At 38.9% G+C, this 21,278-nt stretch carries 24 protein-coding genes; 9 read left to right on the top strand and 15 right to left on the bottom strand.

Features of this window, described 5'->3' with window-relative positions; translation table 11 throughout:
* Positions 1 to 126 precede the first annotated feature (126 nt).
* A complete protein-coding gene (locus ESB04_RS11190) occupies positions 127 to 321 on the bottom strand; it encodes a cold-shock protein (protein WP_129027834.1) in 195 nt (64 codons plus the stop codon).
* Between the two features lie 326 nt (positions 322 to 647).
* On the opposite strand from ESB04_RS11190, the gene ESB04_RS11185 reads away from it, so the two are divergent.
* Positions 648 to 869, top strand: coding sequence for a PspC domain-containing protein (locus ESB04_RS11185; RefSeq protein ID WP_109322469.1), 222 nt, complete (start codon positions 648 to 650; stop codon positions 867 to 869).
* Here the strand turns inward: ESB04_RS11185 and ESB04_RS11180 are convergent.
* Complete coding sequence (locus ESB04_RS11180) at positions 866 to 1,873, bottom strand: glycosyltransferase family 2 protein (protein ID WP_129027833.1); 1,008 nt, start codon at positions 1,871 to 1,873, stop codon at positions 866 to 868. The two genes, ESB04_RS11185 and ESB04_RS11180, sit on opposite strands and share 4 nt — an antisense overlap.
* A gap of 103 nt (positions 1,874 to 1,976) precedes the next feature.
* Here ESB04_RS11180 and ESB04_RS11175 point away from each other — a divergent pair, with 103 nt between their 5' ends.
* Entirely contained in the window at positions 1,977 to 3,689 is a 1,713-nt protein-coding gene (locus tag ESB04_RS11175) for an amino acid permease (RefSeq protein ID WP_129027832.1), read from the top strand.
* Positions 3,690 to 3,720: 31 nt separating this feature from the next.
* On the opposite strand, the gene ESB04_RS11170 is transcribed toward ESB04_RS11175, so the two are convergent.
* Genes ESB04_RS11170 through ESB04_RS11160 form a run of 3 tightly spaced genes read right to left on the bottom strand, consistent with a single transcriptional unit; the run spans position 3,721 to position 5,879 of the window.
* Entirely contained in the window at positions 3,721 to 4,413 is a 693-nt protein-coding gene (locus ESB04_RS11170) for a zinc metallopeptidase (RefSeq protein WP_129027831.1), read from the bottom strand.
* A gap of 4 nt (positions 4,414 to 4,417) precedes the next feature.
* Entirely contained in the window at positions 4,418 to 4,894 is a 477-nt protein-coding gene (gene rfaE2, locus ESB04_RS11165) for a D-glycero-beta-D-manno-heptose 1-phosphate adenylyltransferase (RefSeq protein WP_129027880.1), read from the bottom strand.
* A complete protein-coding gene (locus ESB04_RS11160; RefSeq protein ID WP_129027830.1) occupies positions 4,887 to 5,879 on the bottom strand; it encodes a lysylphosphatidylglycerol synthase transmembrane domain-containing protein in 993 nt (330 codons plus the stop codon). The genes rfaE2 and ESB04_RS11160 overlap by 8 nt, the downstream gene beginning before the upstream one ends.
* A 133-nt stretch (positions 5,880 to 6,012) precedes the next feature.
* Here ESB04_RS11160 and ESB04_RS11155 point away from each other — a divergent pair, with 133 nt between their 5' ends.
* Genes ESB04_RS11155 through ESB04_RS11145 form a run of 3 tightly spaced genes read left to right on the top strand, consistent with a single transcriptional unit; the run spans position 6,013 to position 8,941 of the window.
* On the top strand, positions 6,013 to 6,822 hold the full coding sequence (locus ESB04_RS11155) for a glycogen/starch synthase (RefSeq protein ID WP_129027829.1): 810 nt from the start codon (positions 6,013 to 6,015) through the stop codon (positions 6,820 to 6,822).
* Positions 6,773 to 8,143, top strand: coding sequence for a DUF4270 family protein (locus ESB04_RS11150; RefSeq protein WP_164969650.1), 1,371 nt, complete (start codon positions 6,773 to 6,775; stop codon positions 8,141 to 8,143). The genes ESB04_RS11155 and ESB04_RS11150 overlap by 50 nt, the downstream gene beginning before the upstream one ends.
* Positions 8,144 to 8,155: 12 nt before the next feature.
* Positions 8,156 to 8,941, top strand: a complete 786-nt coding sequence (locus ESB04_RS11145) for an amidohydrolase (RefSeq protein ID WP_129027827.1) — start codon at positions 8,156 to 8,158, stop codon at positions 8,939 to 8,941.
* Here ESB04_RS11145 and ESB04_RS11140 read toward each other — a convergent pair.
* A complete protein-coding gene (locus ESB04_RS11140) occupies positions 8,938 to 9,645 on the bottom strand; it encodes an ABC transporter ATP-binding protein (RefSeq protein ID WP_129027826.1) in 708 nt (235 codons plus the stop codon). The two genes, ESB04_RS11145 and ESB04_RS11140, sit on opposite strands and share 4 nt — an antisense overlap.
* 90 nt (positions 9,646 to 9,735) lie before the next feature.
* Here ESB04_RS11140 and ESB04_RS11135 point away from each other — a divergent pair, with 90 nt between their 5' ends.
* From ESB04_RS11135 to kdsA, 4 genes are all read left to right on the top strand, one after another.
* Positions 9,736 to 10,956 carry a bifunctional 3,4-dihydroxy-2-butanone-4-phosphate synthase/GTP cyclohydrolase II gene (locus ESB04_RS11135; RefSeq protein ID WP_129027825.1) on the top strand — a complete coding sequence of 407 codons (1,221 nt, stop codon included), beginning with the start codon at positions 9,736 to 9,738 and terminating at the stop codon, positions 10,954 to 10,956.
* 145 nt (positions 10,957 to 11,101) lie between these two features.
* A complete protein-coding gene (locus tag ESB04_RS11130; RefSeq protein WP_129027824.1) occupies positions 11,102 to 11,830 on the top strand; it encodes an ABC transporter ATP-binding protein in 729 nt (242 codons plus the stop codon).
* A gap of 1 nt (position 11,831) precedes the next feature.
* Positions 11,832 to 12,872, top strand: a complete 1,041-nt coding sequence (murB, locus tag ESB04_RS11125) for a UDP-N-acetylmuramate dehydrogenase (RefSeq protein ID WP_129027823.1) — start codon at positions 11,832 to 11,834, stop codon at positions 12,870 to 12,872.
* Positions 12,873 to 12,874: 2 nt separating this feature from the next.
* Entirely contained in the window at positions 12,875 to 13,684 is an 810-nt protein-coding gene (kdsA, locus tag ESB04_RS11120; RefSeq protein ID WP_205749507.1) for a 3-deoxy-8-phosphooctulonate synthase, read from the top strand.
* On the opposite strand, the gene ESB04_RS11115 is transcribed toward kdsA, so the two are convergent.
* The 9 genes from ESB04_RS11115 to ESB04_RS11075 form a co-directional block, all read right to left on the bottom strand.
* Entirely contained in the window at positions 13,679 to 13,891 is a 213-nt protein-coding gene (locus ESB04_RS11115; protein ID WP_129027821.1) for a hypothetical protein, read from the bottom strand. The two genes, kdsA and ESB04_RS11115, sit on opposite strands and share 6 nt — an antisense overlap.
* Positions 13,892 to 14,002: 111 nt before the next feature.
* Entirely contained in the window at positions 14,003 to 15,637 is a 1,635-nt protein-coding gene (locus tag ESB04_RS11110; protein WP_129027820.1) for a hypothetical protein, read from the bottom strand.
* Between the two features lie 66 nt (positions 15,638 to 15,703).
* Complete coding sequence (locus ESB04_RS11105; RefSeq protein WP_129027819.1) at positions 15,704 to 16,702, bottom strand: hypothetical protein; 999 nt, start codon at positions 16,700 to 16,702, stop codon at positions 15,704 to 15,706.
* Between the two features lie 2 nt (positions 16,703 to 16,704).
* Complete coding sequence (gene rnc / locus ESB04_RS11100) at positions 16,705 to 17,451, bottom strand: ribonuclease III (RefSeq protein ID WP_129027818.1); 747 nt, start codon at positions 17,449 to 17,451, stop codon at positions 16,705 to 16,707.
* 4 nt (positions 17,452 to 17,455) lie between these two features.
* A complete protein-coding gene (gene fabF, locus ESB04_RS11095) occupies positions 17,456 to 18,703 on the bottom strand; it encodes a beta-ketoacyl-ACP synthase II (RefSeq protein ID WP_129027817.1) in 1,248 nt (415 codons plus the stop codon).
* A 123-nt stretch (positions 18,704 to 18,826) separates the two neighbouring features.
* Positions 18,827 to 19,063, bottom strand: coding sequence for an acyl carrier protein (locus ESB04_RS11090; RefSeq protein WP_092019417.1), 237 nt, complete (start codon positions 19,061 to 19,063; stop codon positions 18,827 to 18,829).
* Between the two features lie 165 nt (positions 19,064 to 19,228).
* Positions 19,229 to 20,146: an ROK family protein gene (locus tag ESB04_RS11085; protein WP_129027816.1), complete on the bottom strand. Its 918-nt coding sequence runs from the start codon at positions 20,144 to 20,146 to the stop codon at positions 19,229 to 19,231.
* Between the two features lie 76 nt (positions 20,147 to 20,222).
* Entirely contained in the window at positions 20,223 to 20,678 is a 456-nt protein-coding gene (locus ESB04_RS11080; RefSeq protein WP_129027879.1) for a YkgJ family cysteine cluster protein, read from the bottom strand.
* Between the two features lie 4 nt (positions 20,679 to 20,682).
* Positions 20,683 to 21,264 (bottom strand): thymidine kinase, encoded by a 582-nt coding sequence (locus tag ESB04_RS11075; RefSeq protein WP_129027815.1) that lies wholly within the window; start codon positions 21,262 to 21,264, stop codon positions 20,683 to 20,685.
* Between the last annotated feature and the right edge of the window lie 14 nt (positions 21,265 to 21,278).

Raw genomic sequence — 21,278 nt, 5'->3', positions numbered from 1 at the left:
AAAAGCCATCCCAAAGGATGGCTTTTTGTTTTCTCTTTATTAGAGATCAATGTTGCAATTTTAATAGGATAACCTAATATATATTGGGAAATACTGATTGGCTCTAATCAAGGACATGTAAGAAAATTAGATTTTCTTTACATTGATGGCATTGGCACCACGCTTTCCGTCAGTTACTTCGTAGGAAACGCTGTCATTTTCGCGGATCGTAATTCCAGCTAAGCCAGTTACGTGTACAAAAATGTCTTCACCTGTTTGATCGTCAACGATGAATCCGAAACCTTTCGTCTCGTTGAAAAATTTTACTTTACCAGTTTGCATAAAAAATAAATGTTAAAAAATTAAGTCTTAAGAATTTTAGACGCATGAATTTTTAGACTGGACAAACTTATAGAATCGAAGAAGGTGGAAATACCGAGAAGATACTAGGAGAGAGATGAAGTCGGGAATTTTGCGAAATAAAACTTTTAAGTACTCAAATGTATATAAAATTCAATTGCATGCAAGCTTTTTCCAATTAAATATTAAAAATTATCATTTATTTTAAATATATTTTGCAATATTTGTATAAATATTTGAACTATTCGTATTTTATTCCGGAAATAAGAGGATAAATTAATATTTTTGTAGGTGTTAAATTTAGCTACATGGAAAAAGTAAAGTATTTTGTTGAAAATCAGGCTTTTGGCGTTTGTACTAGATTAGGCGAGAAGTTTAAAATATCTACTTCCAGCATCCGATTGTATTTTATTTACACTTCTTTTATCACGATGGGGTCGCCCATTATTATTTATTTGATCTTAGCCTTTTGGATGAATATTCGTAGGTATTTGCGTCAAAGAAATAATCCCACTGTTTGGGAGTTTTAGTTACTCAGTTCACTGTATTTTTTCTTTTTACCTACGAAGTATTGCCAAACTATGGATTGGGGATAACTTTTGATGGATGAATGATTAATTAAATTTTTTGATAAGTTTTGCTTCGGATGATGTCCAATTAGATAATAATAAAAAGCAAAATGTGCTTTTAAAATAGCGATAGTCAAAGCTATATCTCCCGCCAGAAGAAATTTTATACCAGCTAATCCGTCAGCTATCATGCGGAAAAGTATAACAAAAAATTTCTGCCAACCTGTTAGATTTTTATACAATAGGATGAGATTGTTCCTAAAATTGAGAAAGGTCTTGAAAGGATTTCCTTGCTCAAGTGTTCCTCCACCCACATGTTTTACCTGACTTTCAGCAACAGCAGCTACTTGAAAACCAGCTCTTTGTATTCTCCAGCATAAATCAATTTCTTCCATATGTGCGAAGAAATACTCATCAAGTCCTCCTACCTTCCAATAAACATCAGCTCTCACCATCAAGCAAGCTCCCGTAGCCCAATTGACCAGCGCCGTCTCATATTGATTTTCATTTTTTTCAATGGAATCAAATAGTCTTCCCCGACAAAAAGGAAAGCCCAAATTATCCCAATAACCTCCTGCTGCTCCCGCATATTCAAAATAGGCTGGGTTTTTATAGTCCAAAATAAATGGCTGAACGGCTGCTACCTGAGGATGGTTATTCATATAATTCAGCAGGGGATTCAGCCAATTCTCATTTGGCTCAATGTCGGAATTCATTAAAACATAGTAGTCTGCCTCAATGGACTTCAATGCTCGATTGTAGCCGCCAGCATATCCCAAGTTGTCTTTACCAATGATAAGTTTAACAGAGGGGAAATGTTGTTGAACATATTCCAGCGAATCGTCTGTTGAGCCATTGTCTGCCACATACACACTGTCAGACGGACTATGAGCTAGAACCGTCGGTAAGAATTTTTCTAAAAAATGCTTCCCGTTAAAATTTAGAATGACAATGGCGACTGACATAGGATTACTTTCCTGCAAAGGTAAGTAAAAGCATCAAATTAGAATTTGTTTGGGAAAGATGTATTTTTGCTAAACTTTACGACACATCAACCTCATTAAATCCATGAATTCCTCCTTTTTTAGAAAAAAATCCATAGATAAAATAGTTGCTGATCAAATTGAGATCGAAAAGCTGGAAGGTGGGTCCATGGTTCGAAATTTAGGTGTTCGAGATCTGACTTTTTTAGGGGTGGCGGCCATCATCGGTGCCAGTATTTTTTCTGCCATAGGTCAAGCATCCGCAAATGGTGGACCTGCAGTTTCCTTATTATTTGTATTTACTGCAGTTGCCTGTATGTTTACGGCCTTCTGCTATGCGCGTTTTGCGGCTACAGTGCCCATCAGTGGAAGCGCTTATACTTATGCTTATACCAGCCTTGGTGAAATTGTAGCTTGGATTTTGGGCTGGAATCTTTTATTGGAATACGCCATTTCTAATGTAGCGGTAGCCATTTCTTGGTCAAAGTATTTTGTCGATTTGGTGGAGGGTTTAGGATACCATATTCCTGATTATTTGACCATGGATTTTTTGTCGGCCAAGAGAGCTTATCAAGAGGCCCAAACGGCTTTTGCTCAGGGAATTGATTTTAAAACCTTATCGGTTAATGTTCGTGAAGGTTTTACGGCTTATGATACGGCTCCAGTTATTTTAGGGTGGCATTTCGTAGCAAATATTCCAGCTTTAATCATTACAGCGGCTATCACCTATTTGGTGTATATTGGAATTCGTGAAACCAAGAATATGAATAATATCCTGGTTGTACTAAAACTATTAGTAATTTTAATCGTAGTAGGTGTAGGCGCATTTTATGTACAAGTGGAGAATTGGTCTCCATTTGCACCTAATGGCATTAGCGGTGTGCTGAAGAGTGTGGCAGCTGTTTGTTTTGCTTACATTGGTTTTGATTCCATTTCCACCACGGCTGAAGAATGTAAAAATCCTCAAAGAGATATTCCCAAGGCCATGATGTGGGCCTTAATAATTTGCACGGTTTTATATGTCTTGGTAACACTGGTCCTAACTGGAATAGTACCCTCTGCCTCCTTGGCGGGTATCGAGGATCCATTGGCCTATATGTTTACTGAAGTAGGTTTACATGGCGTAGCGGGAGTAGTTGCCGCCAGTGCTGTCATTGCTTTGACTAGTGCATTGTTAGTATATCAATTGGGCCAGCCACGCATTTGGATGACGATGTCAAGGGATGGATTATTGCCTAAAGCCTTTTCCAGAATTCATCCACGTTATCGAACACCTTCATTCTCCACCATCATGACAGGAGTATTGGTAGGAATACCTGCCTTGTTTGCCAATCTGGAAGAAGTAATCAATTTAAGTAGTATAGGAACATTATTTGCCTTTGTTTTGGTATGTGGAGGGGTACTTATTCTTGATTTAGATCCAGAAAATCAACAGAAATCCAAATTTAAAATTCCTTATATTAATTCGAGTTATTGGGTAGGACTAGCCTTGATTTTTTCTTTATACTTGTATTTGCCATCCTCAGCAGCTTGGTTAAGTTATTGGAACGCACATTGGTCAGGTGGGGCTAGAGCTGATCATTTTTTGATGTCCGCATTTTTCCTCATTTGGTTGTTTATCGCATATTTTAGTATCACCAAGCGTTTGTCCTTGATACCTGTTTTAGGCTTATTAGTCAATTTGTATTTGATGACGCAAATGGGTGCCACTAATTGGGAGAGATTCATGTATTGGTGTATTGCTGGATTTATAATTTACTTTAGTTACAGCTATCGGAAGAGCAAACTTCAAGCATAAAAAAGGGGCCAATTTAATTGGCCCCTTTTTTTTAGTCGTTACTTCTTCGACCTCCCAGTAAGTTTATATAGTAAAGTAATTGAGCCAACATGGCCAATGCTGCTACTACATAAGTCATAGCTGCCCACCAAAGTGCATCTTTTGACATTTCATATTCTTTGGGGGTAACAATTTGATTATTCTTTATCCAGGCTAAGGCACGGTTGGAAGCGTCGAATTCCACGGGTAAGGTGACAAAGCTGAATAGGGTAGCCAAGGCAAATAAGGCTACACCAATGCTGAGCAAAGTAGGGTTTCCTGTCGAATACAAAATCATCATACCTATCATTAATAAAATAGGCATGAAGCCATTAGCGATATTTAACAGGGGAACCATAGCACTTCTAAACTGCAAAAATGCATAGGCCTGAGCATGCTGTACTGCGTGACCGCATTCGTGAGCAGCAACAGCTGCAGCTGCGGCATTTCTTCCGTGGAAGACATCCGCACTAAGGTTTACTGTTTTATCAGTTGGGTTATAATGGTCAGTCAATTGACCGTCCACCGATATTACTTTTACATCATATATTCCGTGATCACGAAGCATTTTTTCGGCAATTTCTTGGCCGGAATGATTACTCTGTAATGGAACTTCTGAATATTGTTTGAATTTAGATTTTAATCTCCAAGAAATCATCATTCCGATAACCCCAAATAGGAGTGTTAATACATATATTCCTGTCATTGGTTTATTTTTTAAGTTTGTTTATAATTCCTGTGGTTGAATAATTGGGTACTAAATCAATGGTGCTCACTTCACCACCGGCTGCCAGAACTTCTTTTGAACCCACGATGGTATCAATCGTATAATCATTTCCTTTGATTAAAACATCGGGCAAAAGCGTTTTGATCAATTCAAGCGGTGTTTCTTCGTCAAAAATAATCACCATGGATACAAATCCTAAAGCGGCAATCAATCGGGCACGTGCATATTCTGAGTTCACCGGTCTTTCCGGACCTTTCAGTTCTCTAACAGATCGGTCAGAATTCACGGCTACAATCATTTTATCACCTGCTTGGCTAGATTTTTCCAGGTAATCCACATGTCCCAAATGTAAGATGTCAAAACAGCCATTGGTGAAAACAACCTTTTGATGATCATTTTTCCATTTTTGTCTAATCTCTAACGCTTCACTTAGGTTATGTATTTTATGTTCACTAAGAATTGACACGATTAATTTTTTTAGGTAAGAAAAGAGTTAAAATAAAGCTAATACCCCCAAATAACAAGATGGTTGCCATTTGAGTTCCATGAAAAAATGTAGCTAGGGCGGTCGCTTCTTTGATGTCGATTTGGTACAATACTAAGGTAGAAGCCACTAAGCTGTGATAGGCTCCAATCCCACCTTGGGTAGGTGTAGCCATACCGAAAGTCCCCATGACCAAAATACTGAGGCCTGCTGCCAAGCCTAAGTTTTCCGTACTGTTAAAAGCTAAAAGCAAGGTGTAGGCATTTAAAAAATAAGCTAACCAGATGGCTGCTGTGTATAGGAGGAAAAGTCCAGGTTTCTTTACACCCTTGATGCTGATGATCCCGTCAATCCAACCAGAAAGTATTTGGCCAACTTTAGAACTTTTTGAAAGAACTTCCCATTTAGCCAAGATAAAATCTTTGGTAAACCATAAGGTAATGAGTCCGATCAAAGCTATCACAATGAGCCCCGCTATGAGGCTCAAGGGCGGTGTTTCTGTGTGCGGGAATAGAAAGGCTTGAATGGGCTTCCATTCAACCAGAAAGGTGATTCCGACTATTCCTACGAGGCCCAATAAATCAATAATTCGTTCGGTAATGACTGTTCCAAAAGACTTTTCAAATGGGATATCAGCCGTTTTCTGTAGAGAACCACAGCGGGAAACTTCTCCCATGCGGGGAACAATAAAGTTGGCAAAATAGCCTATCAAGACTGCTGATAAAGTTCTCAATTGCCCCGGCTGATACGATAAACTTTCAAGAAGTTGTTCCCAGCGAAGAGCTCTTAGCCAATGAGAAAGGAGGGAAATGATGATGGCCACAGATACCCATCGGTAATTTGCCTGCAAGAAAGTCCGGTAAATATCCTCCCACTCCAAATGACTTGCGGCAAAAGCCCAGTATAATAGCGATGCAGCAAGTAGAGTGGAAAATAAATACTTAAGAACGGATTTTAACATGCTTTATGGATAGATTTAGGGAATCAAAAGGCAAAATAAAGAGCTTTGCCTAAATTATATAGCGGGATTCCGATTATTTTTTTATATTTTTGCAAAGTTTTTTTGGGATAATTTTCCCCTAAATCAATTTAGAATGTCCAAATTACGTATTCTTTACGTTTCGAGTGAGGTTGATCCTTTCCTTAACACCTCCAGAATTGCAGACTTCGTTCGTAACCTTCCTACTGCCATGCAAGAGAGGGGAATGGAGATTCGAATCTTGGTACCAAGATTTGGTTCTATCAATGAGCGCAAAAACAGATTACATGAAGTCGTTCGTTTATCTGGTATTACTATTCCCATGGGTGAAGAGGAAAAGCCTTTAACCATCAAAGTGGCTAGTATTCCAGCAGCGAAATTGCAGGTGTATTTTATTGATAATGAAGATTATTTCCAGCGTAAATTCGTTTTAACGGATAAAGAGGGCGATTTTTATGAGGACAATCATGAGCGCGCAGCATTCTTTTGCAAAGGTGCTCTAGAAACCGTGGTTAAATTAGGATGGTCACCAGATGTAGTACATTGCAATGATTGGATGTCTAGTTTAGTACCCTTGTATATTTCCACGCATTACAAAAATCATCCGATTTTTAAGGACTCAAAAACTATTTTCTCTCCTCACAATTCTGAATTTGATTTTACGTTTTCTAACGAAGATTTATTAGAGAAAGTTAAATTAGGGGAAATTGAAGACGATAATTTAAGCAGTTTAGCAAATTCAGATTATTCTGCCTTCATTAAAATAGGGGCTGAATATGCCGATAAAGTAGTATCATTAGAAAATGCGGAAAATAACCGTATTCAATCCATCATTGATGAATTTAAATCAAAAACCTATCAAAATATTGCCGAAAATGATCTCGATTTCTTCGAAAAATTGTATTTGGAATTGGCCGGCAATTAAATGGGTAGGGATTCTTTCCCTTTTCCTTTCTTCATGTGATTTACCCAAAGAAATTGGGTCTGATTTATTTAGTGTGGAGGTAGGTCTGAATTACACAGATTCATTGAGTATTCAGTCTTCGACGGTCTTAATCGATTCTATTTATACGAATCAAACAAATACTTTCCAAATTGGGTCATATCAAAATCCTATTTTAGGAACAGTTTCGGCATCGGCATTTACTCAAATAGCCAATGTGGATACCCTGAAGAGTAAGGAAACATCTATTTTGGATTCTTTGAAGATGCAGTTGGTATATGCTTCTTATGTTGGTGATACCACGAAAATGCAGACTATTTCTGTTTATCGCCTGAAAGATAGTGTGAGCCGATTTGTAGATTATTTTAATCATTCTAGTGTAGGATATGACCCTACACCGATTGGAACACATTCATTTTATCCGCGTCCCGTAAAAGCTAAAACAGCCAATGGTGACTCTTTAAAATTTGATACTTTAAGATTTAAAATGAATCCCGCTTTTGGGCGTGAATTATTGAGTAAATACACAGATAAAACCATTGCAGCGGGTGGACCAGGTTTTAGGGAGTTTTTCAAGGGCATGCATTTTCGGACCACTTCAGATGCCCGAGCAGCTTTAATAGGAATTAATCCTATTTATTCGGTAATGACTTTACATTACCATAACCCAAATGATACCTTGAAGTATGCGGTGAATTATTATTTTAGCTTATCTACTGCCTTAGTGTCTGAAGTCCATGGAAGATTTAATCAAATAAATATTACCCGTGCAGGTGCTTTGGCTAATCTGAAAAAACCGGGAGATCGAGTACCTGCTACCCAGACTAATATGCTCACTTATGTTCAGTCAGGAACTGGATTAGCTACTAAAATTGAAATACCCTATTTGCTAAACTTAAAAGGCAAAGGAAATGTAGCTATCAACAAAGCAGAATTAGTTATTCCTGCCGCCGATAGTTATGAATTAGATAAAGTGCTTGGATCTTTATCTTTGGTTGAGACGGATGCTTCGAATAGGACCTTAAGAAATTCATATGGTTTACGATATTTGTTGACCGAAGGAGGAACAGGCGCTCAGACCTCTACTTTTAATTTTTCGAACAAAACCTATAGCTTCAATATTACGACAGCTATTCAGAATATTATTTCGAATAACCGTAAGAATTTTGCTATTTTGGTAACAAGTCCACTTACAACTAATTCCTCAGGGTTTAGTCGAATCATCGGCGAGAATGTTCGTTATGTGCCATTGGATGCCAGTAAGATTAAACTAAAAGTGTATTACACTTACGTAGCCAAATAAAATTGCTTGATCATGGTTTCCCCGAATCTAGATTTGAGGGTGAGTATGGCGCAGGTTCCTATCATTTGGGATAAGCCTGTAGCTAATTGTGCCATATTGGAAGAGCGATTACAAGCATTACAAGGTAGGACAGATGTGGTAGTTTTACCTGAAATGTTTCTTACTGGATTTAGTATGAGTCCAGAAGGCGCCGATTTTCCCAAAGGTGTTCAGGTGCAATGGATGCAAATGATGGCTAATCGGCTCGATGTCCTATTGATCGGAAGTCTTAAAATCAAAGAAAATAATCACTTCTATAATCGTTTGCTGGCCGTTTTTCCTGATGGAAAAATTCAGACCTACAACAAGCGCCATTTGTTCCGAATGGGAAATGAGCATAAGTTTTATACCTCAGGTGAAAAGCAAGTTATTATTTCCTATAAATCTTGGAACATTGCTTTATATGTTTGCTATGATTTGCGTTTCCCTGTTTGGTCTAGAAATGTAGGAATGGCTTATGATTTGGCTATTTATGTGGCTAATTGGCCTGCAGCTAGAGCGCACGCTTGGTCAACCTTATTGAAAGCGAGAGCTATAGAAAATTTGGCATATGTAATGGGAGTTAATCGAGTAGGGAAAGATGGTAATGACTTGATTTATCAAGGAGATTCATCTTTGGTTTCATTCAAAGGTGAGGAAATAGCCCATTTGCCAGATCAAGCAGCTATTCACACACTAAGTATTTCTAAATCTGACTTGTTGGATTTCAGAGAAAAGTTCCCGGCGTATTTGGATGCCGATTCATTTAGTCTGCATTAAGCTGTTTTATCTTTAAAGAAGGCGGCCAACCCTCCCGGATAGTTTTTTGCCTCACTTAAGGTACAATCAGCCACTAAATTTCCTTGACTTATCAATAAGATTCTGTGGCAAATGGATTCTACTTCAGTCAGCAGGTGACTGGAAAATAAGATGATCTTTCCAGGGCTTAAGGATTGAATTAATGTTCTGATTTCTGCCATTTGATTAGGATCAAGACCACTGGTTGGCTCGTCTAAAATCAGCACTGAAGGATCATGAAAAATGGATTGAGCTATTCCCACACGTTGTTGGTATCCCTTGGACAACTCCCCAATTTTCTTTTTTCTTTCTTGTCTCAAGCCCACTAATTCAATGACCTCTTCGATTCTTTTCTTTCTTTTATCAGCGGGAAATCCATGAATTTTACCAATGAAGTCTAAAAACTCCTGCACATACATATCTGGGTATAGCGGATTGTTTTCTGCTAAATAACCTATTTTGCTGGCTAATTCTAAGGAATGTTCTGCGATGGATAATCCTAGTATTTTGGCATGGCCTGAGCTAGGTTTAATAAGACCTACTAGCATTTTAAGGGTACTGGATTTTCCGGCACCATTGGGTCCTAAAAAACCAATGATTTGACCTTCAGATGCTTGAAATGAAACAGAATTTACAGCAATTTGATTGCCATAGATTTTAGAAAGTGAAACAACTTCAATCGACATGCCTGATGCGGGATAGATTATCTGACAAAGGTAGTAAAATGGGAACTAAATCTGTTTACCTTTGTGTTTTGGTTCATAAAGCTAACACACATGCAGGAAGATTCCATTCGCTTGGATCGTATTGAAGATGCGATAGAAGACATTCGACAAGGTAAGATTATCATTGTCGCTGATGATGAGGACCGGGAAAATGAGGGTGATATGATATGCGCTTCGGAAGCTATTACTCCTGAATTGGTCAACTTCATGATTAAAGAAGGACGAGGTTTGATGTGCGTATCTTTAACAGACGACCGTTGTAGTGCTTTAGGTCTTGAAATGATGGTGGATAATAATACCACCTCACATGAAACCCCTTTTACCGTATCTGTGGATTTATTGGGCAACGGTTGCACGACTGGAATTTCAGCCTCAGATAGGGCGAAAACCATTCAGGCATTGGTAGATCCTATGACTAAACCTAGTGATTTAGGAAGACCTGGGCATATTTTTCCGTTGAAAAGTAAGTCGGAAGGGGTATTGCGCAGAACAGGGCATACAGAAGCCTCCATGGATTTTGCTCGATTAGCAGGATTCCAGCCATCGGGTGTTTTGATTGAAGTATTGAATGAGGATGGTAGTATGGCACGATTGCCTGATCTTCGTCGGATCGCAGATAAATTTGATTTAAAATTAGTGACCATCAAAGATTTGATCGAATATCGTTTGGATAAGGAGTCTTTAATTCAAAGAGAGATTGGTGTGGATATGCCTACCCAATGGGGGAATTTTGATTTAATTGCATTTAAGCAAAAAAATACCGGAGATACACATTTGGCTTTAGTAAAAGGAACATGGGAGAAAGATGAGGAGGTAATGGTGCGTGTTCATAGCTCTTGTGTCACAGGTGATATTTTTGGTTCTTGTCGCTGCGATTGTGGCCCTCAATTACACAAGGCCATGGAGATGGTAGAAAAAGAAGGAAAAGGTGTAGTCTTGTATATGTTTCAAGAGGGTAGAGGTATCGGATTATTGAATAAGCTGAAAGCCTACAAATTGCAAGAAATGGGTAGGGATACCGTGGAGGCTAATTTGGAATTAGGTTTTGCGATGGATGAACGAGATTATGGGGTAGGAGCTCAGATTTTGAGGAATTTAGGAGTAAAGAAATTGCGATTGATCTCCAACAATCCTAAAAAGAGAGCAGGTTTGTTAGGCTATGGATTAGAAATTGTGGAATGTATTCCCATTGAGATAAATCCTAATCCGCACAATAAACAGTATTTACTAACGAAACGAGATAAAATGGGTCATTCTATTCTTCGAAAATAATGAGAAAGCGCCTAAATGATAGGTGCTTTTTTTTATTTCTATGGATCAAATGGCAGGCAATTTAGATTAGTAATTAGCTAAAAAATATTGCAGGTTAAAGCACTGTTCTTTCTTCATTATTGGCAAAATATAGCTAATTTTGGTTATGATTGAAATCAAAAACATACACAAAGAGTTTGATGGAAAGGTCGTGCTGGATGGGGTAGATGGCTGCTTCCAGAAAGGCAAAATCAATATGGTGATTGGGGGAAGTGGAACAGGGAAAAGTGTGTTGTTGAAGTGTATGATTGGGATATTGAAACCAGAGGCAGGTCAAGTGTTATATGATGGAAGGGATTTTGTTACTGCTCCCAATGATACTATTAAATCGATTCGTCGGGAAATGGGTGTCTTATTTCAGGGAGGAGCTTTGTTTGACTCTAAAACGGTATTGGAGAATGTTCGATTTCCTTTGGATATTTTGACACACCAAAGTATGGAGGAAAAAAATGAGAGAGCCTTTAAGTGTTTGCAGCGAGTCGGTTTGGAAGCGGCAGCTAGTCAGATGCCTTCGGATATTTCGGGAGGTATGAAAAAGCGTGTGGGGATAGCTCGAGCCATTGTGATGAATCCTAAGTACTTATTCTGTGATGAACCTAATTCAGGTTTAGATCCCTTGACTGCAGTAAAAATTGATTTATTAATTCAAGAAATCACCAAAGAATTTGATATCACCACGGTGGTTATTTCACATGATATGAATTCAGTCCTAAGGATGGGAGAATATGTTATGTTCCTTAAAAACGGTAAAAAACTTTGGGAAGGAAGTAACAAGACACTCATGAGTACGGATGAGCCTTCTTTGCAAGAATTTTTATCTACTAAATTGCATTAGTATGCCTTCACCTATTGCCCTTCCCAGGGTATTTGAAAATTATTCTCTTCAAGCACTGAATACTTTTGGTATTGATGTGAAGGCAAGGTATTTCGTAGAAATTCAATCGATTGAGCAATACCTTAGCCTATTAAATTCGGGTCTGTATGCGCATGTACCACATGTTTTTTGGGGTGGAGGTAGTAATGTGCTTTTGACCCAAGATTTGGATGCTTTGGTTGTTAAAATTGCTATCTATGGCATTGAAGTCATCAAAGAAGATGATCAATACGTGTGGGTTAGGGCAGGAGCAGGCGTAGTTTGGCATGATTTTGTACTATATACTGTGGCTCACCATTGGTCGGGCATTGAAAATTTATCTTTAATTCCTGGTACTGTTGGAGCAGCACCAATGCAGAATATTGGCGCTTATGGGGTAGAAATAAAAGATAGCTTTGATCATTTGCTGGCTTTTCATCTTCATACACATGTCCTTCAAACCTTTGATGCAGCTACTTGTGAGTTTGGCTATCGTGAAAGTTTTTTTAAGCATGATGGAAAGGGTCAATACCTAATTGCTTATGTATGTTTTAAGCTAAGCAAAGAGGCGCAAATTCAAACATCATACGGAGCCATCAAGGATGTTTTACAAGCTAAAAACATTCTTGAGCCTAGCATCCAGGATGTTTCTCAAGCGGTGATTGAAATTAGACAAAGCAAATTGCCAGATCCAAAGGAAATAGGAAACTCGGGTAGCTTTTTTAAAAACCCAACTTTGCCACAAAATCAGGCTGAAGTTTTAATGAAAGCATACCCTCAAATCCCTCATTATCCTGTGGCCGGAAGTACCGATATTAAATTTCCTGCAGGCTGGTTGATTGAACAAGCTGGCTGGAAAGGATTTAGGGATGGAGATGCCGGTGTACATGCCAAGCAAGCCTTGGTATTGGTGAATTATGGAAAGGCAACAGGCCAAGAAATTCTACGTTTATCAGAAAAGATTAAGTCCTCCATATTGACGAAGTTCGGAATATCGTTAGAGACAGAAGTAAATATTTTATAATGATGAAATTACCCTACACGACCCATCAAGATAAGGCGCCATTTTTTCTCATGGCAGGTAGTTGTGCCATTGAGAATAGAGATTTAGCTTTTGAAATTGCGGAGCGTATCAAAACTATCACGGATACATTGGGTATTCCATTCATTTTTAAAGGGTCTTATCGTAAGGCCAATCGTACGAAGATTGACTCTTTTACCGGTATCGGGGACATAGTAGCTTTGGAAATACTTCATGAAGTGGGGCAGCATTTTCAGGTACCAACAGTGACAGACATACATGAAAGTGGGGAGGCAGCCATGGCAGCTCCTTATGTGGATGTCCTGCAAATTCCGGCATTTTTATGTCGCCAAACTGATTTATTGGCCGCAGCTGCTCAAACAGGTAAAGCAGTAAATATCAAGAAGGGCCAGTTTATGTCGGGCGCCTCCATGAAATTTGCAGTGGAAAAGGTGAAGCATGAAAATCCGGATGCTTTGGTGTATTTGACGGATCGGGGAAATTCATTTGGATATGGGGATTTAGTGGTGGATTTTAGAAATATTCCTGAAATGGCTGCTTTTCAAGTGCCCGTGATCATGGACTGTACCCATTCCTTACAGCGGCCTAACCAAGGCTCCGGTGTGACTGGTGGGCAACCTGCTTTAATTGAAACGATTGCCAAAGCAGCCATAGCAGTAGGAACGGATGGCTTGTTCATTGAGACACATCCAAATCCAAGTGTAGCTAAGTCAGACGGTGCCAATATGCTGCCACTAAATCAATTGGAAGGGCTATTGGAGAAATTAGTAAAAATTAGAGAGGCTATTTTATAAATTGTTCCAAACAATCTGTAAGCTGATATCTGTTTTATGAGATGTACTAATTAGATCTAGTCCACTGCCTATTTCCTCTCGATCAAAATAATTCATTCTACCCATTTTACCCGATATGCTCACGTGTTGCCATGCTTGGAATGTCATAACTAAGCAGGACCTAATTCCTTGTCCATAATAAGCGGGTAGGGAAAAGCTATAAGACATGCTAGGTTCATAAGCATATAATCGACTTTCATAATCACTGCTATGTATATAAGCGATTCTAGTTTTTAATGCCCATTTGCGCCACGAAATATTACAATCGTTGATCAGTAGTCATCCCCAATCTTTTTGTACAGGAGAAAGGATATAAGTGCCCATTAATCGGACATGCCAATCCCAATAACGATTCATTGATTTTTTGAAGTCGGCACTCAGTTGCCATTGATGTTTTCGGATTAACTGCTCTTTTAGAAAGGTATTATCTTCCTGCTTGGATGTCCATTTAGCTTGAAGGAATAATTGAAATTGCGATTTTTTCTCTAATTGGTATCTGCTTAATGCTTCCCAGCCCCAGGAATTTGATTGATTCACTTGGAATTTGGGCGCAGGAAATAGGAAGAAATCCAAATATGAGGATAATCTTTTTCTTTTTGACCAATGATACTGGTTACCCAGAAAGAGCCCCAATTCATTGTTGACCTCGGAACTTTCACCTAGTGCTTGCGCTTGAGGACTGAAATAGCCTGCAGAGTGATACCGAATGACATAGGAGAAATCAATGGCTTTAGATTTGGCCCAAGCTGCACCTTGCATGAGGGCAAAAGCATGAGAATTAGAGAATGCAAATTCTGCCATCCATAGAGCCCTCTTCCAAGAAAAATGGCTTGAAATGGATGTATTCAGTAAATTATTTCCTTGCCAATCATCCATTTGATAATTCTTATTTCCATTTTTTTTGGGAAGCGACCATCGGCTCCATGTCATATTGGCTTGCACACCGATGGCATGTTGAGGGGATTGCCAATTAAGCGAATTTCCCCAGCTCCATTCCTGAACTTGATTTATTTTGCTTATTTCCGTGGAAGTCCTGTGTAATCCGGTATTTATGAGTGAAGTGTAATAGCTTTGGCTGATACTATCCTTTTGAATAGTAGCATCCCAATACCGATGAGAATAAAAGCTTTCCATTCGCCAAGCATTTTTTTGTAATCCCAGCGAGATTCCTCGATAAAAACCAGATTCCACACTGGAACTGTAGGGTATTGCGCCTAAGTGGAATTTTTGGGTGGATATAATACTTTCATAACTTTTACCTAGACTAAATCCACCAGCCTGTACTAATCCTTGACCCCATTGTTGGACAAAATCACCTATGATTACCTTATAAAGAAAATTTTGGGGTTTAATCCATTGGAGGTAGGCACTGCTGAAATCGTTGATTTCACTTTCTCCCGCATCCTTTTGGAGTAGAAAACCCATACTTAAGCTAGGACTGATTTGTCCCTTGTAACGGTGTAGCTCGGCATAGGGGCTATTTTGGTAGCGTACTTTACTACGATTATCGGGTGGACTAAAGCCTTTTTTTTCTTCCAATGTAAATTCAATTCGATGGATCCAAAGATGATGAGTTGATTCTAAACCCCATTTTTGGAAAGGTACTTGACAGGTGATAAATGGTTGGATTTTGCGCAAAGTAGAAATGTCCCAAAGAGGGATGGCTTGTAATTCCCATATACTGTAAAAGGAGCCTGTTAATGTTTTGAATTCAAGGAATGAGTCAATTTGGCCCTTGCTGAGTAAACCCAATTGATGCCAATCAGCTGCTGTGGCCTGATTGATGTCCAGTGGATTCTGGAGGAAATGTTGATAGGTATTTTGACCGGCTTCCCATTCTTCCCAGCTAGGAGAATGCTTTTCTTGCGCATGTAAGGGGAAACTGAAAAAGAGTATGATGGTCCAATATTTCACTTTTTTTAAGTGAAATTAGGGAGGCACATCTAACCTTCTGATAAGTTAATTGATATTGAAAATCAATTAATTGAATTTTCTGCGAATCATTTCCAATAATTCCTCCCAAGCCTCTTCATTATCTGCTCGTTGGAAATGGGAATAGCGCTGTTCAATGGTTGCCTGCCAGGAAGCACCACTTGCTTCTTGGTCGATATATTCAATCAATTGGTTTAAATGATGTCCTTCTCCATCAAAAATGGACTGTATAAATTTAATTTTTTGATTTAAGCTGATGCTATTAGCCAATGTCTCCGTCATTTTAGTTTCCACCAAGGACTTCAATGAACTATCAGTTCCTTGTAGCTTTTCATAAACTTTTTCTGAGGAAGAATCTGCAATGACTTCAATAATTTTCTTAGGACTAACCTTAGCCTCAGTATTTTCTTCTTGGAAAAAGTTGTCTGCTGATGGGGTTTTGATCGAAGTTTGAACATTTTCAATCACAATACCCGCCGCTGGTTGAATATGGTTTAGATTGGCTTCAGGCTCTTTCTTAGCCTCTGTTATTGGCTCAGGAATGATTTTTTCTTCAATAACAGTTGCTTTTACTTCAGGAGTAGGAATGATTATTTCCTCCACCACGATTTTCTCTGGCTCAGGTTCAATTGGGCTTTCTTCTGGTAAGTCCTCTAGGGTATTGTTAGTTTCAAAATATACTTCTGCCGTTAGGATATTTTCTGGCGTAATTTCTTGATTTTCAGATCCTAATACTTGAAATAAGTAATCCTTTGCCGAACTATTCTCTTGAATTTCCTGTATCCATTGCTCCCAAATGAAATTGGGTAGACTTACTTGCAATAATAAGGAACGAACGATATTATCCCATTTTTCTTGGAAACGAGTGTTATCCCAATCGAAGCATGGTAAGTGCTGTTGGACGGTTTGGCTCTGTAACTGATTCATTAATTCAGCCTGAATGACTTCCAAGACTTGGGAGGGGAGTTCTTGCTGTAAAATATCTTGAAAGGTACTGTTTTGACCTTTTTCAGTCCAGTAATGAAGCAAAATATTGGGCGTCGACATCTTTAATTATTTATATCCAATTCTTCACAAGCTTTCATAGCAGCTGTTTGTTCGGCTTTTTTCTTTGAATAGCCCTTTCCTTCGGCTATTTTTAGATTATCTACCAAAACGATAGCTGTAAATTCTTTATTGTGGTGTTGGCCTTCTTCATCTAGGGCGAAAACCACTTTTTTCCCTTCTTTTTGGGCCCATTCTATCAGGATGGACTTAAAGTTAGGATTATTTTGTACCACAGTTTCTAAATCGAAATACTGCGTTAAAATCTTTTTTGTGATAAATTTCTGTGTGAAGGCAAAACCTTTGTCCAAGTAAATGGCACCGATGAATGCTTCTAAAGCATCCCCGTACATGCTAGACCTGGAAAGTATGGTTTTCTTTTGATTCTCATATTCAATGACCTCATCCAAACCTAATTTTCTTCCAAGCACGTTCAAGGATTCTCTACTCACCATTCGGGAGCGAATTTCAGTGAGAAAGCCTTCATCTTTAAAGGGGAATTTTTGAAATAAATAGGTAGCGGTAATCATGCCTAATACTGAATCACCTAGAAATTCCAAACGTTCATTGGATTCTTTAAATGATTTTGCGATACTGTCCTTGGAGGCAGAGGCATGCAAAAAAGCCAGTCGATACAAGGAAAGATTGGAGGGGCTTTCTCCAATGAGATGGGTTACAGATTTCTTTAGAAATTTCTCTCTTTCATTTAGACGGATAGGATTCAACCAGTTTAACACCGAGAGAATTTTCATAAGCCTATACTTTTCGGAAAATGACGGTAGCGTTGTGTCCACCAAAACCAAATCCATTGCTTAAGGCAACGTCTATTTTTCTTGCTTTTCCTTTGTTCAAGGTCAAGTCTAGATTTTGGTCAATCGCTGGGTCTAAATCCTGGCAATTGATGGTAGGAGGAACAAATTGATGTTGGATAGCCAATATGGAAGCCACCGCTTCTACAGCTCCAGCACCACCCAACAAGTGGCCAGTCATGGATTTGGTAGAAGAAATGCTCATTTTATAAGCATGCTCACCAAAACAATCCAGGATCGCCTTTAATTCTTGAGGGTCACCGATTGGTGTGGAGGTACCGTGGGTATTGATGTAATCAACCTCTTCAGGCTTGATTTGCGCATCTTCCAAAGCATCCAACATAGATAATAAGGCACCATATCCCTCTGGATGTGGGGCCGTAATATGATAAGCATCTGAGGAGAATCCACCACCAATCAATTCGGCATAGATTTTAGCCCCTCTGGCTTTTGCATGTTCGTATTCTTCTAAAACTAAGGCACCTGCACCCTCACCCACCACAAAACCGTCACGGTTTACATCATAAGGTCTCGAAGCCGTTGCAGGATCATCGTTTCTTTCTGACATGGCTCTCATGGCAGTAAAACCTCCAACAGAAGCAATGGTGACAGGGGCTTCTGAACCACCCGTTACACAAATGTTGATACGTCCAGTTCGAATGTAATTAAAGGCATCTATGATGGCATTATTAGCAGAAGAACAAGCCGATACGGTTACGTAGTTTGGACCACGGAAACCATTTCTGATGGAGATTTGTCCCGAACTAGAGTCAGCAATCATTTTTGGGATGAAGAAGGGATTGATTTTGGGAGTACCATCACCTTTTCCGAAATAAATCATTTCGTCTTCAAAAGTTTTAAGTCCACCGATACCTGATCCCCAGATAACTCCCACTTTGTTTTTATTGATGGCATCCATATCAAATCCCGCATCTTTGATGGCTTCATCTGAAGCCACAATAGCATATTGGGTGAATGGATCCATTTTGCGAGCCTCTTGACGCGGAATAAAATCTTCTACGTTGAAGTTTTTTATCTCACAAGCAAAACGAGTTCTGAATTTTTCAGCATCGAACTTGGTGATAGGGCCACATCCACTTTTACCGGTGGATAAACCTTCCCAATATTCACTTACTGTATTTCCAATAGGGGTAAGGGCACCTAAGCCCGTTACAACAACTCGTTTTAACTCCATATGTATCCTCTAATTTTAGGTTTGAAAAATAAAAAATGTCAATTCGTAAGGGTGATTTTTCAAGAAACTAAGTTCTTGATTCATTACCAATTACCAATTGACATCATTATTATTTCGTTACAATTACTTTGCGTTCTCTTCCAAGTAGGTGATGGCTTGTCCTACCGTTTGGATATTCTCTGCTTGATCATCTGGAATAGATACGTTAAATTCTTTTTCAAATTCCATGATCAACTCAACTGTGTCTAAGGAATCAGCTCCTAAATCGTTTGTAAAAGATGCCTCTGGAGTAACCTCAGATGCTTCTACTCCTAATTTCTCAACGATGATGCTTTTTACTTTTTCTGCAATATCTGCCATTTCTAAAATATTTTGGGGTTCAAAAACGATGCAAAGATTAGAATTAAAACTTAGATTATCAAACAAATTTTAAGCCTAATTGCACTATTAAAATAATTAATTAGATAAAAATAATTCTTTTTTTTGAATTGTGTAAAATTCTCACATTTGATTTACATCAATGCCTTAAAAACACAGGGATGCTGCACCTAATAGACCTGCATCATTTCCTAGAAGTGCCTTTTTGATACTTAGTTTTTTCAAATAAGCTGGAGTCAACCAATAGTTCAACTGTTTCTCCATGCTAGGTAAAATGAAGTCGAAAGAGGCAGAAAGTCCACCACCGATAAAAATGTTCTTAATATCCAAGATACGTATTAAAGATACAATCATGTCTCCTAACATTTCTCCAACTTCATTCCAAATAGCTAAGGCTAGTTCATCTCCTTCTTCTGCTGCAACTACTAGGGCAGTGGTAGAAATAGATCCATCTGCCGCTAAAACCGTTTTTCCTTTGTAATTGGCACGCATGGCATTAGCCATTTGTAGTAATTCCTTCTTTCCTATATTTCTTTCCAATACCTTTCCGTTTCTAGATGGTACGTGTCCTGGTTCCATGGCATTTCCATCTCCACCTAAGAAAATCTTACGATCGATGATGGCCGCACCTCCAATACCTGTTCCTAATGTCAAGAAAATGAAATCTTCGGGCATACTTTCTTTTTCAGGAGAGAAGTAAAACTCTCCTAAAGCGGCCGCATTCGCATCATTTTCCATGAAGAACTGATGATCAGGAAATCTTTTTTCCAGCATGGAAATCAAATGTGCTCCGTCAATCTCAGGTATCGCCGTAATCTCAATCAATGTTTTACGATTTTTGGTTAAAATACCTGGTAGACCAATACCCACCTTGTGCACATGCTTGTGCTGAAATAATTGTAGGGCAATAGCATCAGCTAAACGATCTAAGAAATGATTGGATTCTCTCCAGGTGGCGGTATCATAACTTTGAAAATTACTGATATGCCCTGTTTCTGGATGGACAATGCCCATTTTCACTCCAGTTCCTCCAACATCAATTCCTAAATATTCTGCTGCTTCCATGCGGTTTTTTGGTTTAATTTGTTGCGAATTTCTTTAAAAATACGCGCAATTTCAAATATTCTAATAGGCAAATTTCCTAATGATAAATTCTTTCCAGTTTTTCCATGATTTGGGAAACGGCCGGACAAATAAGTGTGTTGGTTTGGGTTAATTTTAGGATGCCTAACATGTTTTTACGGTCTGTATGTGGGTATTCTCTACAGGCCTTAGGTCTTTGCTCATAAATATCGCAAGCATTATCCTCTAAAAGGAAAGGGCAGGGGCTGGCAGGATAGACCCAATCACCATCCGCATCTTTTACTAAATAAGCATCTAGAAAATCAGCCACCTTCATTTTTAGGTGTTTGGCCACCCGCTGTATATCGGTTTCGTTCCACATGGGACTGGTAGTTTTACAACAATTTCCACAGCTGAGGCATTCCACTTGTTTAAAAACTTCCTCGTGGGCCTTGCTAAACTGCATATCCAAATCTTTCGGTTTTTTGGCACGAATCCTTTGGAATAATTTATTGAAACTAGGGTCTTTGGGCATTCCTTTACACGTGGGTAAAACAGGTTCTGCAAAGAGCTTCATAGCTATCTGCTTCACCTAACATCACGGTTTCTTGTTGCTGAACAATTCGATGTGAATAATGTGCCACGCCTCCACATTTTACGCAAACTGCATGTACTTTAGTGATGTATTCTGCGATGGCCATAAGTCTTGGCATGGGTCCAAATGGGATACCTTTAAAATCCATATCTAAACCTGCTACAATCACTCTTTTACCTTGATTGGCTAGGGTATTGCAAACTTCCACGATATGCTCATCAAAGAATTGTGTTTCATCTAGACCGACTACATCGCAGCTTCCTGCCAAGAGTAAAATTTCACTGGAGCTATGTACGGGAGTGGAACGAATGGAATTGTGGTTATGAGAAACAATATCCTCGTCGTGGTAGCGGGTATCAGCAGCGGGCTTGAAAATCTCTACTTGTAGCTGCGCGATTTTGGCTCTTTTAAGTCGACGAATGAGCTCTTCTGTTTTGCCTGAAAACATGGAGCCACAAATCACCTCCACCCAACCACTGGGATTGGAGTTTTGGGATGATTTCGAATGATTGGGCTCTAAAAACAAGGCATGAAAAAAAG

Source organism: Aquirufa rosea (assembly GCF_004118285.1).
GTDB classification, from domain to species: domain Bacteria; phylum Bacteroidota; class Bacteroidia; order Cytophagales; family Spirosomataceae; genus Aquirufa; species Aquirufa rosea.
This window is presented reverse-complemented; position numbering and strand designations above follow the sequence as displayed.

Coding starts and splice junctions, on each gene's coding strand:
- ESB04_RS11190 (WP_129027834.1), bottom strand. CDS start 321: ATGCAAACTGGTAAAGTAAAATTTTTCAACGAGACGAAAGGTTTCGGA.
- ESB04_RS11185 (WP_109322469.1), top strand. CDS start 648: ATGGAAAAAGTAAAGTATTTTGTTGAAAATCAGGCTTTTGGCGTTTGT.
- ESB04_RS11180 (WP_129027833.1), bottom strand. CDS start 1,873: ATGTCAGTCGCCATTGTCATTCTAAATTTTAACGGGAAGCATTTTTTA.
- ESB04_RS11175 (WP_129027832.1), top strand. CDS start 1,977: ATGAATTCCTCCTTTTTTAGAAAAAAATCCATAGATAAAATAGTTGCT.
- ESB04_RS11170 (WP_129027831.1), bottom strand. CDS start 4,413: ATGACAGGAATATATGTATTAACACTCCTATTTGGGGTTATCGGAATG.
- ESB04_RS11160 (WP_129027830.1), bottom strand. CDS start 5,879: ATGTTAAAATCCGTTCTTAAGTATTTATTTTCCACTCTACTTGCTGCA.
- ESB04_RS11155 (WP_129027829.1), top strand. CDS start 6,013: ATGTCCAAATTACGTATTCTTTACGTTTCGAGTGAGGTTGATCCTTTC.
- ESB04_RS11150 (WP_164969650.1), top strand. CDS start 6,773: ATGATCTCGATTTCTTCGAAAAATTGTATTTGGAATTGGCCGGCAATT.
- ESB04_RS11145 (WP_129027827.1), top strand. CDS start 8,156: ATGGTTTCCCCGAATCTAGATTTGAGGGTGAGTATGGCGCAGGTTCCT.
- ESB04_RS11140 (WP_129027826.1), bottom strand. CDS start 9,645: ATGTCGATTGAAGTTGTTTCACTTTCTAAAATCTATGGCAATCAAATT.
- ESB04_RS11135 (WP_129027825.1), top strand. CDS start 9,736: ATGCAGGAAGATTCCATTCGCTTGGATCGTATTGAAGATGCGATAGAA.
- ESB04_RS11130 (WP_129027824.1), top strand. CDS start 11,102: ATGATTGAAATCAAAAACATACACAAAGAGTTTGATGGAAAGGTCGTG.
- murB (WP_129027823.1), top strand. CDS start 11,832: ATGCCTTCACCTATTGCCCTTCCCAGGGTATTTGAAAATTATTCTCTT.
- kdsA (WP_205749507.1), top strand. CDS start 12,875: ATGAAATTACCCTACACGACCCATCAAGATAAGGCGCCATTTTTTCTC.
- ESB04_RS11115 (WP_129027821.1), bottom strand. CDS start 13,891: ATGTCTTATAGCTTTTCCCTACCCGCTTATTATGGACAAGGAATTAGG.
- ESB04_RS11105 (WP_129027819.1), bottom strand. CDS start 16,702: ATGTCGACGCCCAATATTTTGCTTCATTACTGGACTGAAAAAGGTCAA.
- rnc (WP_129027818.1), bottom strand. CDS start 17,451: ATGAAAATTCTCTCGGTGTTAAACTGGTTGAATCCTATCCGTCTAAAT.
- fabF (WP_129027817.1), bottom strand. CDS start 18,703: ATGGAGTTAAAACGAGTTGTTGTAACGGGCTTAGGTGCCCTTACCCCT.
- ESB04_RS11090 (WP_092019417.1), bottom strand. CDS start 19,063: ATGGCAGATATTGCAGAAAAAGTAAAAAGCATCATCGTTGAGAAATTA.
- ESB04_RS11085 (WP_129027816.1), bottom strand. CDS start 20,146: ATGGAAGCAGCAGAATATTTAGGAATTGATGTTGGAGGAACTGGAGTG.
- ESB04_RS11080 (WP_129027879.1), bottom strand. CDS start 20,678: ATGCCCAAAGACCCTAGTTTCAATAAATTATTCCAAAGGATTCGTGCC.